Raw genomic sequence first — 15,817 nt, forward strand, 5'->3', positions numbered from 1 at the left:
GGAATCCCGCAGTGTACGGTCAGCGCGCACATCCTGCCAGGATTGCCTTGTTTTGTTTGCTGCGTTCCGCGCGCTGGGCATCCGTCAAATAGCTGCGTTGCCCTTCCTTATCAAACGTGCTCATGCGCATTCCCGAGTCCAGCGCGGCCTGGTCGCTGCGTGCACTTTCACAGTTCGCCGCCTGGGCGGACTTTTGCGCTGCTTCCTGCGCAGCTTTCTCGCTGGCCGATGCCGCTTCAGCCTGGCGTTTTTTGAAGTCCGCATTGCGTTCCGCCAGCGTTGGCGGGCGCTTCGCCCTATCATCGGCTGCAGCTTTGTCACTGTCCGCAGCCGGCGCCGCGGTGCTATCCGCGGCAGGGGCGGGCGCAATTGGCGCATTGCGCGGCGCCCGCAAGATGCGGTTCGGCGGCACGGACGGCGGCGGCGGCTGGTCCGACAGCTGTTTCATCCCCTTGTCATCGATCCAGATGTAAGGCGACTGTGCATGCGCGGCCGGCGCTGTCAACGCTGCCGCCAGCAGCGCGCCGGCCAGCAGGTGGAATTGTGAATGTTTCATCGTGGCAACCCTTTGTCGGACAGGCAGATTCTCCATGAATCACCTTTGAAGTCAATCTCCATCACGGAATTTCCACGGGGTAAAGACGAAATGGCTGATTTTCTGTATAATCTACTTTTGCGCCAATAGGAAATACTATGCGTTTACTCCAAAAAGCACTCACCTTCGATGACGTGCTGCTCGTTCCAGCGTATTCCAACATCCTCCCTGCGGATACGTCCCTCAAGACTCGCCTGACCCGTAACATCACCCTGAATATTCCGCTGCTGTCCGCTGCCATGGACACCGTGACGGAAGCCCGCCTGGCCATCGCCATGGCGCAGGAAGGCGGCATCGGTATCATCCACAAGAACCTGAAGCCGAAAGACCAGGCCCGCGAAGTGGCCCGCGTCAAGCGTTTCGAAGCAGGTGTGCTGCGTGATCCGATCACGATTCCGCCGGATATGAAAATCCGCGAAGTCATCAAGCTGACGGAGCAGTATGGCATTTCCGGCTTCCCGGTGGTAGAGGGTAAACAAGTAGTTGGTATTATCACCAACCGCGATTTGCGCTTCGAACAAGAGCTGGACGCGGAAGTGCGCGCGAAAATGACGCCGCGCGACAAGCTGGTGTACGTGAAGGAAGACGCGGACACCAACGAAGCCAAGCGCCTGATGAACAAGCACCGCCTGGAGCGCGTGCTGGTGGTGGACGATAACTTCGAACTGCGCGGCCTGATCACGGTAAAAGACATCCAGAAGTCGACCGAGCACCCGAATGCGTCGAAAGACAAGCACGGCAAACTGCTGGTGGGTGCGGCGGTCGGCGTGGGCGCCAAGGATGAAGAGCGGATCGAACTGCTGGTCGCGGCCGGTGTGGACGTGCTGGTGGTTGACACCGCCCACGGCCATTCGCAAGGCATTCTGGACCGCGTGAAGTGGATCAAGGAACGCTTCCCGCAAGTGGACGTCATCGGCGGCAATATCGCTACCGCTGCCGCCGCCAAAGCGCTGGTGGAGTACGGCGCGGACGCGGTGAAAGTCGGTATCGGTCCTGGCTCGATTTGCACCACCCGTATCGTGGCAGGCGTGGGTGTTCCGCAGATCACCGCGATCTCCAATGTGGCGCAAGCACTGGAAGGCACGGGCGTGCCATGTATCGCTGACGGCGGCATCCGCTTCTCGGGCGACATCGCCAAGGCGCTGGCAGCCGGCGCCTCGACCGTCATGATGGGCTCCATGTTTGCCGGTACCGAAGAAGCGCCAGGCGAAGTGATCCTGTATCAGGGCCGTTCGTACAAATCGTACCGTGGCATGGGTTCGCTGGGTGCGATGTCCGATGGTTCGGCAGACCGCTACTTCCAGGACGCGACCATGAAGCAAGACAAGTTCGTGCCGGAAGGTATTGAAGGCCGTGTGGCTTACAAGGGCTCCGTGCTGGCGATCCTGTTCCAGCTGGTCGGCGGCGTGCGCCAGTCCATGGGCTACTGCGGCTGCGCCACCATCGACGAACTGCGCGAAAAAGCGGAATTCGTTGAAATCACGTCGGCCGGCATGCGCGAATCGCACGTGCACGATGTGCAAATCACCAAGGAAGCGCCGAACTACCGTTCGGAATAAGCTCCATAAACGCCGGCACCTGCGCAACGCGGTGCCGGCGTTGTTTCACCGAATGTGCGTCATTCTGTACCCCATTTCCCTAGCTTTTACCCACATCCATGCACTCTAAAATCCTCATCCTCGATTTCGGTTCCCAGGTCACCCAGCTGATCGCCCGCCGCGTGCGCGATTCCGGCGTGTTCTCCGAAGTTTATCCGTACGATATCGGCGACGACTTCGTGCGCAACTATGGCGCTTCCGGCGTGATCCTGTCGGGCAGCCATAACTCCACCCTGGAAGGTGATTCGCCACGCGCGCCGCAAGCCGTGTTCGAACTGGGTGTGCCGGTGCTGGGCATTTGCTACGGCATGCAAACCATGGCGGCCCAACTGGGCGGCAAAGTGGAAAACGGCCTGGTACGTGAATTCGGCTACGCGGAAGTGCGCGCCCGCAACCACACCAAACTGCTGGATGGCATCGCCGACTTCGTCACTGACGAAGGCCACGGCATGCTGAAAGTATGGATGAGCCACGGCGACAAAGTGCTGGAAATGCCGCCAGGCTTCAAGCTGATGGGCAACACGGACAGCTGCCCGATCGCGGCCATGGCCGATGAAGACCGCAAGTTCTACGCTGTGCAATTCCACCCGGAAGTCACGCATACGGTGCAGGGTAAAGCCATCCTGGGCCGCTTCGTGCACGAAATCTGCGGCATCAAGGCTGACTGGAACATGCCGGACTACATTACCGAAGCCGTGGAAAAAATCCGCGCCCAAGTGGGCAACGATGAAGTCATCCTGGGCCTGTCGGGCGGTGTGGATTCGTCCGTGGCTGCCGCGCTGATCCACCGCGCCATTGGCGACCAGCTGACTTGCGTGTTTGTCGATCACGGCCTGCTGCGCCTGAACGAAGGCAAGATGGTGATGGACATGTTCGCCAAGAACCTGGGCGTCAAAGTCATCCGCGTCGATGCGACGGACCAGTTCATGGGCCAGCTGGCCGGCGTGACGGATCCGGAACAGAAGCGCAAGATCATCGGCCGCGAATTCGTTGAAGTGTTCAATGCGGAATCGGCCAAGCTGGTCAATGCAAAATGGCTGGCGCAGGGCACGATCTACCCGGACGTGATCGAGTCCGCCGGTAAGGGCAAGAAAGGCCAGACAATTAAGTCGCACCACAACGTGGGCGGCCTGCCGGAAACCATGAAGCTGCAATTGCTGGAGCCACTGCGCGAACTGTTCAAGGATGAAGTGCGCAAGCTGGGTGTGGCGCTGGGCCTGCCGCATGACATGGTGTACCGCCATCCATTCCCAGGCCCTGGCCTGGGCGTGCGTATCCTGGGCGAAGTGAAGAAAGAATATGCGGACTTGCTGCGCCAGGCCGATGCGATCTTCATTGAAGAATTGCGTAATACGCCTTATGAGGCCACCGTGGTGCCGGGCTTTGACCAGGATGCCGTGCCGCAGAACTGGTATGAAGCGACGTCGCAGGCGTTTGCCGTGTTCCTGCCGGTAAAATCCGTGGGCGTGATGGGCGATGGCCGCACGTATGACTACGTGGTGGCGCTGCGCGCGGTACAGACGCAGGACTTCATGACGGCGCATTGGGCGCATTTGCCGCATGCGTTGCTGGGCAAGGTGTCGAACCGCATTATCAATGAAGTGCGTGGGCTGAACCGTGTGGTGTACGATATTTCGGGTAAGCCGCCTGCGACCATTGAATGGGAATGATGAGCTCGCTTTAAGTCGCTGATGTAAAACGGTAAATCAAGGCCGTTGATGATTCGGATTGGATCATCAGCGGCTTTTTGGCTTTATAGGTGCATTCTGGGTCGCCTTACGGCCCAATCCCATGAATAGCAGTCTCCAAGAATAATCTGAAATACTGTATAAACAGTTTGGGGAAAATAGATGCGATATCGACACTACAAAGGCGGCATATACGAACTGGTTTGCGAGGCCACGATGGAGGCAGACCTCACGCCGCTGGTTGTCTACCGGGCGGCGGACGGCTCGATCTGGTGCCGCCCGCGTTCAGTGTTCTTCGAACAGATTGAGGTGGATGGACAGTTGGTACAACGCTTTGTGCCGATTGACTGATTTGCGAACTGCATCGCCATGAATATGGTGCACACTCCTCAGTCATCTACTAACCGCAAGTGTCCGCGCTGCTGGGGAATGCCACTGGGATAAGTTGTGAACTAGATCAAGAGCGTCTTCAATCGCGCCGCATCGCCATTAAAGTAGTTGACGTCGGCGTGCCCGGCGACTCCCTGAACTGTGCCTGCGTCGCTGTACTGCCAAAACGCATACGCGGGCCAGCCACTGGGGAGTGTTGGCGTATCAGGGCGGTAGCTCGCCACCCAGAGCGGACAGGCGCTATAGCCAGCGGGATTATCCAGTTGAGCCCAGAAACTGGCTCGGGTATAGATGATCGGCGCCCTGCCAATGCGCTGATGAACCTGCGCCACCCAGTCCGCTACGCCGGCCAGATAGGCCGCATTGTCGCGCGTGTCCCAAGGGCCGTCGTATTTGGGATTATCTTCAATATCAATTACTGGCGGCAGATCGCCAGGGCCGACATTGGCCAGGTCAAGCGCCTGAATCAGGGTTTGTAGTTGAATCTTGGGGTCGATCCGGGCGCGGAAGAAATGGTAAACGCCGACTTTCATCCCGACTGCACGGGCAGCTGCCGCATTCGGGGGAGCTGATTTGTCCAGCGTGTCGCCATACGCGCCGCGTACAAACGCAAACGCATTTCCGTCATCGGCCACCCGGTGCCACTCGATGGCGCCGTCGCCTGCGTACACATCTATTCCCTTCAGCATGATTTCTTCTCCAAGGCATTGCAAACCGGCAGATTAGAAGTTAGTCGACAGGTAATTCAATGCACTGAATTGGAAAGGATACTTTGACAAGAGTCAACTTATCTGCGATAACTTTACGTGCTGAAACTTTGCGGGGAGCACGGAACGCCCACGGTGGATGAACGTGCCCCTTCCATTCGTGACGACGTATTTAACGCTGAAGGAGGAAGGATGGGCAACAAAGGGATGTTTCTGGTCATGCTGCTGGTAATCGGCGGCGCGGCGCCCGCGGGGGCGACCGAGCAGGAAGCCTGCACTGCCGCGAGCGGGACGCTTCTGGTAGGGAAGGTGGTCAGCGGCCCGACCTTCAAAGCGGCGAAAGACGTGTTGCAGGGAGTCAAGCTTAGCCATACCCACATCCGTATTCAGCAGGGCGGCGGCAAGAATTTGGACGTCGCGATCGACAATGTGTTCGCGAAGGACTACGTGAAAAACAGCAATGCTGTCCCTGCTTCGCTGAAGGCCATCAAGGTCGGCGACACTTTGGAGGTGTGCGGCCAAACCTTCGCCGGTGGCATCCATTGGGTTCACACGAACTGCGGGGAGCCCAGCAGCCCGGGGAAGCCAAACGGATGGGTAAAGGTTGTGAATCCGGATGGCAGTGTTGGCGACAATATTGAGTCGTCCGAAACGTACTGCTACCTCTGGAAGTAGGCGGGGGCGAAGCGCCCTGGCGGCCTGCAAATGCTTTTCATCGGCCACAGGGCTGGTTCCACGGGTAGGGTGCTCCGGGCGCAGTGCCAACCCGTCCAACGCAGCAAATTTACGCCACTAAGGTTTGCCAACTTCCGCATGGCGAGGGATCCCTGCGGCGCCCTGCGGAAGCTTGAATTTCGCTACATTCAGCTGCATGGACAGGTGCACATAGAATGCAGTCAAGCTGGTCAGGTCGACCACGCCCTTGTTCCCAAAGCGCCCCTTGATGCGGTCAAAGGTTTGATCCGACACCTGGCGATTCCGAACCAGTTCGTTTACGAACGCATAGGTGGCGTCTTCGTCATCGCTCATGTTCGCAGGTTTTTGACCGATGCCGAGCGCGTCCACGTGAGACTGTGAAAGGCCGGCCTTCAACGCTAAAGGCACGTGCTGGAACCAAACGTAGTCTTGACTCCAGTCCTTCGCGATGTAAAGGATCGCGAGCTCCGCCAAATTGCGGGGGATTGCCGAACCCGCTTTCATGTAGTCGCCGACTTCCCGTGCATTCGTCATCATTGCCGGGCTATGCAGCATCACTTCGAACGGTCCGAAAATATGGGCTTTACGAACGGCTTCGTATTCCGCGACCGCTTGTTTTTGTTCAGCTGAGTACTGCTCAGCGGGAATCACGGGAAGGCGATCGGCCGCATGAGTTACCTGGGAAAGAGCAAGATTGATGAGCGCCGCTCCCGCATAGAGCGCTTTGCGCAAATGGCAAACCATAGAGTCCAATATACGTAAGGAAGTGAAAGCGCGGATTATAGCCCGGCGTAGCGACCCCTTGCGCTACCGCTGGCGAAAGGCTGCCAGTGGCCCTAGCTGCGCGCTACGGAAGTAATACCGTGTGAGGGAACTGCGCCGAGCAGCACCTCGATCGCCTGCGCCCCATGCGCCGCGCCATCAAAACGCCGTACGTCGCCCTGCAGGCGGGCCAGCGCCGCCTCCGCGCCCGGGTCACCCAGCAGGCGGCCGGCAAGGGCGCGCAGCATCGCCGGTGTATGGCGCACCCGCGATACGCGCGCACCGGCGCCTAGCTGCTCGAGGCGCTGTGCGACCCAGGTTTGGTCGAACACGAAAGGAAACGCAATGACCGGCACGCCGTAATACAGGCATTCCGCCGACGTGTTGTAGCCGCCATGTGCAAAGACCAGGTCGAAGTGCTCCATCAGATAGAACTGGTTGACGAACGGCCTGGCCAGGACGGTGGCCTCGATCGGCAAGCCGGCCAGCGCGTCCATGAGCAGGGCGGGCGGCGCTGAAAACAGGAACAGGCAATCCGCCTCATTGTGCGACAACACGATATTGCGGAAGATGCGCAATGCCGCCGCACGGTTTTGTTCCACACCGGCCAGCACCGAGCCCAGCGAAACGAAAAATTTCCTGCCTTTGAAAAGCGCAATCCGCTCCGCCAGGGCCGCGTCGTCCTCACTCGGATCACGGCGCACGAAGGCCGGACCGACAAAAGACACTGGCGCGGCGCCAGTGGTGCCGGTGCTGTTGTCCTTGATACCGCTGGCGCCAGCCGCATGCTGCGCCACACCGCAAAAGGCCGGTGTGGCAAAGCACAGATACTGCGCTGGCAAAGGTTGTGCGTCGCCACAGCCTGGCACGCTGCGCGCAAGATCCGCGCACAGTCCGGCGAACAGCGTGTTGAACGCGTCCGCCATCCCCTTGCTGACGCAGGACGGCAGGTCGTCTTTTGGCAGGAATTCCAGCGGCGAACTGATGGTGTAGGCAAAGCGGCAGCCCAGTGTTCCCGCCAGCAGCGGCGCCAGCGGCAGCAACTGGTCGAACAGCAGCAAATCCGGTGCGAACTGCTGGCAATGGCGCAACGTATCCGCATGGACTGCGAGGCAAAATTCTTGCAAGGCTTGCAGCGCTTCCGTCACCAGGCTGCCATCGGCCACGGCGCCGATCTTGTGCTCGATGTTAAACGACGGGATGGCCACGCGCTGCAGGCCCGGCGGCAGCCAGAACGGCTTGCTGAAATAGTCGATTACCAGCACGTCGTGGCCGCGTGCGCGCAAGCGCTCCGCGAGCGCCACCAGCGGCGTCACGTGGCCGAACAGCGGCGGCGCCGCACAAACAATGCGCGCCATCGCTAGCTCACCACCGCAAACTGCGCCGGTATGGGCGCTGGTTGCCACGCCGCGCCGGGCAGCTCCGCCAGGAACGATTGCAGCGCTGCGGCGACGGCATCGGCGCGCCCGATCACGAAATCGTGCCCGCCTTCCAGGATCGTCAGCGTGCACTCGTTGACCAGCGCCTGTTGCCGCCGTGCGTAGTCGTGATGGCCCGCGTGGCTCGAGTAAATCAGGGCGGTCTTGCAGGCGATGCCTTCGAATGCCGCGTCGCTGAATGGCAGGTCGCTCAGCACCTCTTGCCGGAAGCGCGTCTGCTTCAACACGTCAAGGCGGGCCTTGACGTTCAAGACGGCCCGCCGGCGCCGCTTTATATAGTCGCGCAGGGTGTCTTTGAGCGGATCGATGAACCCGCCGCTGGGCGAGAAATCCCCGCCCAGCACTGCACTGACGCCGTCCAGCATGGCGTCGATATCCTGCGCCGCCACCGGCAGCGGCGGCGTATCAATCACCACCAGTCCCGCCGCCGACTGCGGGTAGCGCATCGCCCACTGGGTGGCAATGTGGCCGCCGTAGCTGTAGCCGACCACCACCACCGGACCATCCGTATAGCGGCGCCGTACGCGTTCCAGGTCGTCGGCATGGTCGGCCAGCCGGTAGCCGCATGGCGGCGCCGGCGACAGGCCGTGACCGCGCTGGTCATAAGCGACAACGTGATAATCCTTCGTCAGCCGGAACGCATAGCCGAGCACCCACAGGCCGGCCGTGCCGGCCATGCCATGCACGAACAGGATGGTGCGCCGGTTCGCGCCGCCCAGCGACACGGCATTGAGCTCGGGCGCGCCGGCCGTCACGCCGCCAGCTCCGGGCGAGAGGACGCAATGAATGCGGCAATATCGCCCACCGTCAAGCCGGCGATCTGTTGCATGGCCATCTGCCCGAACCAGGACTCGAAATCGACGGTGGGAAAGCGCCTGAGCATGATTTCAATGACCTTGGCGATTTCGATACTGTCGAGCTCCAATCCCCCGCTCAAGCTGGTGTCGCCATCGATCACCATTTCCTGCGCCCATTCCTCGCCCACGACCTGGTGGACCGCGTCGCGGATGGCCCGTATGGCCAGTTCTTGTGTCATTACCATCGTTGTTCCCAGATTAGTGTTGTGTTTCATGCTGTTCGCGCACCCAGCTGATGACGTGGCCATCCTGATGGCGGCGCGCATGGAACAAGGTTCCTTCGACTTGTCCGCGCCAGCCGGCGCCGCTCGTACGCACGTCGCGTACCTTGATACGGCGCGGTGCGCCGGCCAGGCCATGTCCGCTGTATTTGCCCCACGCTTCCTTCGCGGTCCAGAACAGGGTTTGCCAGAAGGCCCGCTCGGCGTCCGGTTGTGCCGCAAAAAAGGCAATTTCGTCGGCGTCATAATTGAGCTGCTCAAACGCCGCGCTGCGCTGCTCGATGTATTCCACGTCAATGCCGACGCGCTGTGTACCGCCGACAATCACGGCAGCGATGTCAGGCTTGTGGCTGATTGACAGCAGCAGCGGCGCGTCTTGCCGCGCTACGATGCCAAGCGGCGCACCCTGCTCGTCGTGGCTGATTTCGATTTCAGACGGGAACAGCCTGTCGACACCGCGGTGCTGCGCCAGCCACTGCTTGAGGCCATCCTTGGCCGCTACCATGCCGCGCAAGACCGCATTGCGCTGGCCCATCGTCTTGCTGCCATCGACGCGCTCCGTTTCCCGGCCGGTCAGGTAGCTCTTGGTCAGCATGACCCTGGTCCAGTTGGAGCGGAACGCGAGGTCGAACACGAACAGGCCGTCCTCCAGCTGTTCGCTGATCGGGTTCAGCCGCTCGGGAGTGCGGAAGATGGCGAACAGCGACGGGTCGCCGCTGAAACGCCGGCCGGTGAATTCGCTGACGCGCACCTGCAGCACGCCTGCGCGGCTCAGCTCAAGGTCGTAGACGAACTCTGTTTCGCTGACGCGGCGCGTGAACACTTGGCAGTCATAACGGTCCAACGGATTGCGCAGCGCCGCCAGCGGTGCGAAGAACTCGATCTTCCCGACCTTCAGCGGCAACACGACGTTGTCTTCATCGTAGTGCGAGCAGAACCACACGCCTGCGACCTGGAAGGCGCTGTCGACCAGCGCGCCCAATCCGCCGGCATGCGCGACCACGCCGGTCATGCCGCTGGCGTCCATCGGCCCGAGCTGCTTGATGCCCTGGTACAGCGGGCCGTGGAACAGCCAGCGGTCGCGGTAAATTTGCTCGAGCTGCAAAGGGAAGGGCGGCACGTGGCCGGAATCGAGCAGGCGTCCGGCGCCCGACGGCGGCGGCGCTGCCAGCAGACTGTCGGCCACCTCCACCTGGCACGAAAAGCGGTCTTCCACCACCACCGCATACAGGTTGCGCTCTTTGCGATAGATGCGCGCCTCCAGCGCCAGCGGCCCGCGCACGTCGACGAAACGGAAGGAAAATGCCTTGTGGACGGCGCGGATGCTGCAGCCCGGCAGATAGTCCGACACCAGCGCGCACGCCAGTTCAATCATCATCGTCATCGGCACCACGGCCGAACGCTCGGCAACTGGCCGGCCTTCATGGGACTGGTAGATCTCGTGGTCGTACAGTTCCGGGAAGCGCCCGTGGTCGATCTCGATGGTTTGGCGGTGCACGACTGCATGCGGGTCAATCGGCGCGGCGCTTAGTGGCTCCGGCGCAGCGGCAGCCGGCGTAGCGATCGCCACGCCGGCTTCGCTCAGCGGCATGGGCGCAGGGACCGCTGAAAGGCCGAGCGACGGGGACCGGCTGGACGCCGCGCCAAAAGCCGCCAGGACATCGTGCTGCGCGCGCTGGAACACGTCCATGCTGAGCGTATGCAAGTCCGTGTAAGCCAGCGCGCCGGGCGGCAGCGACTGGACCATCGGCAGCGTTGCCGGACCGGCGCCCGCAGCCGAAGCCGCAGCCGATGCCGCCGCACCCGCCACGAATGAAAGTCCGGGCATCGCATGCAATTCATTCAAGTTCCCGTCCAGCGACATCAGTGCGGCCCGCACCGGCGCCGGCGCGGCGATTTCCTGCGCCTCTGCCGCTTCATCCCGCTGCGCGCACATGCCGAAGCGTGTGAAATCGATCGCTTTGCCTTCGGCGAACAAGCCAGCCGCGGCACGGCGCAGCATTTGTTCGCTGCTCTTGCCCGCGCTGCCGGCGTCGAGCGCCATGTAATCGCTGCCCTTGAGGGTGTCGGCGACGAAGCCGCTCAAGCCGGCATTACCCACTTGCAGGAAGACGCGGAAGCCATCGTCGTACAGCCGCCCGACCAGTTCGCGGAAGCGCACTGGCGTGGCCATGTTGTCGATGATGACTTCCTTGACTTCGGCTGCAGCGTGCGGATAAGGGCCAGCCAGGCTCGATGACCAGATCGGCACGGCCGGTTCGGACAGCACGATCTGCTCCACCAGCGGGCGGATACCCTGCAGGCCGGCGCGAATGAACGGCGTGTGCGATGCCGCTTCGACGCCCATATCGACCGACAGCAGCCCCTGTGCACGCAGGCGCTGCCGGGCAATTTCCAGAGCGGCGGCACTGCCGCAGATGACGCAATGGCCGGGGCAGTTATCGACCGCGATGGCGGCACCGTCGATGCCGGCCAGCAGCGCGCGCACGCTGTCGGCGCCGGCCCAGACCGCGACCAGGTAATAACCCTTGCCCATCACGCTATCCTGCAGGGCCAGCAGGCGCGCAATGAGGATTTCCAGTTGCGCCGCACCGATCATGCCGCTCGATACGCAAGCGATCCATTCGCCCAGCGAGTGGCCGGCAATGGCGTCGGGGGCAATGCCGAGCGCGCCGAACACATGGTACAGCGTATTGGTGGAAAACACGGTCTGCAAGCTGGTGCTGACCAGCGCGTCGTCGCCCCCGGCCGACAGCCGCGCAAGATCGACACCGAAGCGCTGCGCCAGTTCGCGGAAATCCGGGTTGACCTGGTTGCCCAAGCCAGGGAACAGGAAAGCCAGCTTGCCGCCCGCTCCCAGCAAGCCCTCGGGTGTGAAGAAAATATCCTGCTTGCCGCGCCAGGGCTGGCCGCGCGCGGCAATGCGCCGCGCCTTGGCCATGCGGTCCGGCGTGGGGTCGAACAGCACCAGCCGGCATGGCCCGGCGCCTGGATGCAGCGCGCCGCTGTCGAGGTCCGCCAGCAGGCTGGCCAGGTCAGGCCGGGCCAGCGCCAGCACGGTTTCCTGCGTGGCCAGTGCGGGGGACGTCAGCGCCAGCGCCACGGGCACGCTGGCCCGCGCAGGCACGGGCGGCGCGCTCATGACCAGGTGGGCATTGATGCCGCCAAAGCCAAAGGCGCTGACGCCGGCCACGCGGCCCGCGCCGGTCCAAGGCACGCTGTGCCGCGGCACGTGGAAGCCTTGCGCGGCCAGGTCGGCCCGCAATTCGCGGCAGTGCAATGACGGGGGCAGCACGCCGTCGCGCAGTGCGCAGGCGGTCTTGATGACGCTGGCGATACCGGCCGCGCCCAATGTGTGGCCGATCATCGACTTGACCGATCCCAGCGCCACATGCCGTCCTTGCATATGCGGCCCGAAGAAGCGCAGCAGCGAACTGCTTTCCACTTCGTCGCCGCGCGGCATGCCGGTGCCGTGGCATTCGATATAGCCGGCGCGGCCGGGGTCCATGCCGGCATTGCGCCAGGCGGTATCGAAAGCCTGCACCTGGCCGTCCGAACATGGCGCCAGCAAGCTTTCCGCGCGGCCGTCGCCGCAGCTGCCGGCGCCTTCGATGACCGCGTGGATACGGTCGCCGTGGGCCAGCGCCGCCGCCAGCGGTTTGAGCACCACCAGCCCGGCGCCTTCGCCCAGCAGCAGGCCATCGGCGCCCCGGTCAAAGGGACGGATCTGTTCTTGCCGCGACAGCGCACCGATATTGGTAAACATGGACCAGTAGCCCTGTGTCAGCGGCACGTGCACGCCGCCGGCCAGCATCACGTCGCAGCGGCCCAGTTGCAGCTGCATGATGGCGTTTTCAATGGCCACCAGCGACGATGCGCAGGCGGCGTCGAGGATGTAGCTTGGTCCGCTCAGGTTGAGCCGGTTGGCCAGGCGCGCAGCGGCAAAACCGGGCACCAGGTTGCGCGTCAGGCTGCTGTCGAAACCAGCTTTGCGCTCGGCCACGAAACGTTCGGCGAAGGCGTCGAGCTGGGACGGGTCCAGCCCGGGGAAACTGTCGCGCAAGCCCTGGCGCAATTGCGGCAGCAGCTTGATGCGGTCGAGGAAGCGTATCGTCACCGGCCCGATCGGCATGGTGCGGCCCACGATGACGCCGGCCGGCAGCGCTGTTTTCTCGCGCCCGGTACGTACGATGCCGGCGTCGGCCAGCGCGCTGCGGGCCAGGTCCAGCATGATGAATTGGTCGGCCTCGGCTTCCTCGACCTCGCGCGGCACAATGCCGTAGGCGAGCGGATCGAAATGTAAGTCCGCCACGACGCCGGCGCGGCTGCAATACGTCTGTTCCAGGCTGGGTGCGCTGCCGGGCGTGTAATAGCCGGCCTGCCTGCCCCAGCGCTGCGCCATCGGATAGGCGCTGATGGCGTCCACGCCCTCTTGAATATTGTTCCAGAAGGCGCCCAGGTCCGGCGCTTGCGGAAAGCGGCAGGCCATGCCGATGATGGCGACTTTAAATCCCATGGCGGCTCCCTTGTACCAATGCCGCGCGCCTCATAAGGTTTCCTCGTTCCAGAACAGCGCCTCATCCTTGACGCAGGTAGCGATCAGGCGGCTGGACCGTTTGCCGGCGCCCAGTTCGTCGAACAGGAAATCGACGCCCTGGCGGCGGGTGATGGCGTGGATACCCATGCCTTCCAAGTGTTTTTGCAGCGTCGCATCGATCATGCCGGCGCCTTCCCAAGGGCCCCAGTTGACCGACAGGTAGTGGCCGCTGCGGCTGGCGTTCAACGCCATCGCGCGCTTGTCGAGGTAAGCGTTGGCGGCTGAATAATCAGTCTGGCCGCGGTTGCCCAGCGTCGCGGAAATACTGGAGAAGAACACGACGAAGGCCGGTTCCGTCAGGCGGCCCAGGCTGTCGAGCACATTTTCCACGCCGCTGGCCTTGGTGTGGTAGACCCGCGCCAGCGACGTTTCCTGCTTGTCCTTGAGGAAGCGGTCGTCCAGGATGCCGGCGCCAAACAGCACGCCATCGATGCGGCCATAGCGTTCCATCACGCAGCGCAGCGCGGTGTCAACCTGGTCCGGTTCGGTAACGTCGGCCTGCAGGTATTGGATTTCGCTGCCGAAGCTGCCAAGTTCCTCCATCGTGCGGCGCATCTGCTTGTCGGCCAGGACCGCGTTCACGGTTGCCTCGATATCCCGGGCACGCGTCGTTCCGCCTTGCTGTGCCAGTAATGCTTGGCGCAGCGCGGGCGCCGTGTCGGCGCCAGGGAAGGGTTCATCTCCAGCCGGCAGCGGCGAACGTCCCAGCAGCACGATGCGGCAGCGGTAGCGTTCCGCGAACGCCGACGCGAACCAGCTGGTAATGCCCTTGGCGCCGCCGACTATCACCACCACGGCCTCCGGCGGCAACTGCAGCGTTTCAGCCGAACTCACATAGGCCGGCCTTGGCAAGGCTTTGCGCACGTGGCGGACGCCGTCGCAATAGGCGACCGGCTGCGCCAGGATCTCGGGCTGGCTGAGTATTTCGCTCAGCACGCGCGCGGCCAGCGCTTCGGTGTCGAGCTGCGCCATGTCATGCAGGATCAGCGGGCGGATCACCGGCACTTTCGGCCATTCCCAGCGCAGGCTCACCAGCATGCCGCTGGCGCCGCTGCCGCATGACGGAGCATGGTAGCGGCCATCGTCATGGCGCAGTGGCGCGGCGTCGCTCTGGATCGTCATGACGGTGTCGATGGTGCGCGCATCGCAGGCGCGCAGCGCATGGAACAGTCCCAGCACGTCCTGGTAGGGATCGTCGTCGCGGTTGAAGTACAGGATGCCGTTGGTGTCGAGCTGCAGGCCGGTCTGCAGCGCACCGCGCTCCAGCGGCTGCAGCCGAGCGCCAAGCGTGCCCAGCTTCTCGTGCAGCGCGTCGAACAGGGCGGCCGGGGCGCCGATGCAATGCAGCGTCTTGCCAGCCAGACGCGCTGGGGCAGCGGGCTGCAGCGGCTGCGGCGTGTACAGCACTTCCAGCACCCTGAGCGGGACCTGCGGCGCGGCCTGGGCGGGCGAGGGCGCAGCCTGCCGCGGCGGCTGTGCTTGCACCGCTGCCTGCTTGGGCTGGCTGTAGTCGGCCAGCCAGGTACTGATGCCGCGCAGTGTCTTGATCCTGGAAACTTGCTCCAGGAATTGCGCGGCGTCGTCGCCTAGTTCGTCGGGCGTGCCGGTACCGGCCAGGCCAAGTTCTTTGCCGATCTCGGACAGCAATTCGACCCGTTTGATGGAATCGATACCGAGGTCGGCTTCCAGATCGAGGTCGGCATCGATCATGTCGTCCGGATAACCGGTGCGCGCGCAAATCAGCGCCCGGAGCCGGGCTTCAATGGTGCTGCGGTCATACGCCACCAGCGCGGCTGGTTCATGCGATGGCTGCGGGGCCGGTGCGGCAGGTTCGGCAGTCCGGCTCACATAGCCGGCCAGCCACGTGCTGATGCCGCGCAGTGTCTTGATCCTGGAGACTTCTTCCAGGAATTGCGCCGCATCGTCGCCCAGCTGGTCGGGTGCGCCGGCGCCGGCCACGCCCAGGTCCTTGCCGATTTCCGACAGCAATTCGACGCGCTTGATCGAGTCGATGCCGAGATCGGCTTCCAGGTCGAGATCGAGCTCGATCATTTCCTCGGGATAGCCGGTGCGCTCGCAAATCAGCGCCCGGAGTTTGCGCTCGATGAGACCGGGAGAGCGCCGCGTAGGGAAAGAGTGTGATGGAAAAAAAGCTTGCCTCCGTCCGTCAGCCTGCATTCAAGCTGGCTGCTGAATTGCTTATGCCCAGCCCATCATGCTCTGGATACCAACCAGCGTTGCCTGAACCGAGTTGGCGTCACTGGTGA

The 15,817-nt window shown here is 62.8% G+C and carries 12 protein-coding genes; 4 read left to right on the forward strand and 8 right to left on the reverse strand.

Going from position 1 to position 15,817, the window contains the following annotated elements; translation table 11 throughout:
- Nucleotides 1-19: 19 nt before the first annotated feature.
- Entirely contained in the window at nt 20-556 is a 537-nt protein-coding gene (locus GM668_RS22075) for a DUF4124 domain-containing protein (RefSeq protein ID WP_155441107.1), read from the reverse strand.
- A gap of 137 nt (nt 557-693) precedes the next feature.
- Here GM668_RS22075 and guaB point away from each other — a divergent pair, with 137 nt between their 5' ends.
- The 3 genes from guaB (at nt 694) to GM668_RS22090 (ending at nt 4,232) form a co-directional block, all read left to right on the forward strand.
- Nucleotides 694-2,154: an IMP dehydrogenase gene (guaB, locus tag GM668_RS22080; protein ID WP_155441108.1), complete on the forward strand. Its 1,461-nt coding sequence runs from the start codon at nt 694-696 to the stop codon at nt 2,152-2,154.
- Between the two features lie 98 nt (nt 2,155-2,252).
- The gene (guaA, locus tag GM668_RS22085) at nt 2,253-3,863 is read left to right on the forward strand and encodes a glutamine-hydrolyzing GMP synthase (RefSeq protein ID WP_155441109.1); all 1,611 of its coding nucleotides are present in this window, start codon (nt 2,253-2,255) and stop codon (nt 3,861-3,863) included.
- Between the two features lie 180 nt (nt 3,864-4,043).
- On the forward strand, nt 4,044-4,232 hold the full coding sequence (locus tag GM668_RS22090; protein WP_155441110.1) for a DUF1653 domain-containing protein: 189 nt from the start codon (nt 4,044-4,046) through the stop codon (nt 4,230-4,232).
- 101 nt (nt 4,233-4,333) lie between these two features.
- Here the strand turns inward: GM668_RS22090 and GM668_RS22095 are convergent, their stop codons facing one another.
- Nucleotides 4,334-4,960, reverse strand: coding sequence for a glycoside hydrolase family 25 protein (locus GM668_RS22095; RefSeq protein ID WP_155441111.1), 627 nt, complete (start codon nt 4,958-4,960; stop codon nt 4,334-4,336).
- A 210-nt stretch (nt 4,961-5,170) separates the two neighbouring features.
- On the opposite strand from GM668_RS22095, the gene GM668_RS22100 reads away from it, so the two are divergent.
- Nucleotides 5,171-5,653: a hypothetical protein gene (locus GM668_RS22100; RefSeq protein WP_229499699.1), complete on the forward strand. Its 483-nt coding sequence runs from the start codon at nt 5,171-5,173 to the stop codon at nt 5,651-5,653.
- 117 nt (nt 5,654-5,770) lie between these two features.
- On the opposite strand, the gene GM668_RS22105 is transcribed toward GM668_RS22100, so the two are convergent.
- From GM668_RS22105 to GM668_RS22130, 6 genes are all read right to left on the reverse strand, one after another.
- Nucleotides 5,771-6,406: a carboxymuconolactone decarboxylase family protein gene (locus GM668_RS22105; RefSeq protein ID WP_229499701.1), complete on the reverse strand. Its 636-nt coding sequence runs from the start codon at nt 6,404-6,406 to the stop codon at nt 5,771-5,773.
- A gap of 104 nt (nt 6,407-6,510) precedes the next feature.
- Nucleotides 6,511-7,794: a nucleotide disphospho-sugar-binding domain-containing protein gene (locus GM668_RS22110; protein WP_155441113.1), complete on the reverse strand. Its 1,284-nt coding sequence runs from the start codon at nt 7,792-7,794 to the stop codon at nt 6,511-6,513.
- Between the two features lie 2 nt (nt 7,795-7,796).
- The gene (locus GM668_RS22115) at nt 7,797-8,630 is read right to left on the reverse strand and encodes an alpha/beta fold hydrolase (RefSeq protein WP_155441114.1); all 834 of its coding nucleotides are present in this window, start codon (nt 8,628-8,630) and stop codon (nt 7,797-7,799) included.
- On the reverse strand, nt 8,627-8,917 hold the full coding sequence (locus GM668_RS22120; protein WP_155441115.1) for a hypothetical protein: 291 nt from the start codon (nt 8,915-8,917) through the stop codon (nt 8,627-8,629). Before GM668_RS22120 ends, GM668_RS22115 begins: the two co-directional genes overlap by 4 nt.
- Nucleotides 8,918-8,930: 13 nt before the next feature.
- The gene (locus tag GM668_RS22125; RefSeq protein WP_155441116.1) at nt 8,931-13,469 is read right to left on the reverse strand and encodes a type I polyketide synthase; all 4,539 of its coding nucleotides are present in this window, start codon (nt 13,467-13,469) and stop codon (nt 8,931-8,933) included.
- Nucleotides 13,470-13,499: 30 nt separating this feature from the next.
- On the reverse strand, nt 13,500-15,728 hold the full coding sequence (locus GM668_RS22130; protein ID WP_155441117.1) for an SDR family NAD(P)-dependent oxidoreductase: 2,229 nt from the start codon (nt 15,726-15,728) through the stop codon (nt 13,500-13,502).
- Nucleotides 15,729-15,817: the final 89 nt, after the last annotated feature.

The organism is Pseudoduganella ginsengisoli (assembly GCF_009720865.1).
GTDB lineage: Bacteria > Pseudomonadota > Gammaproteobacteria > Burkholderiales > Burkholderiaceae_D > Rugamonas > Rugamonas ginsengisoli.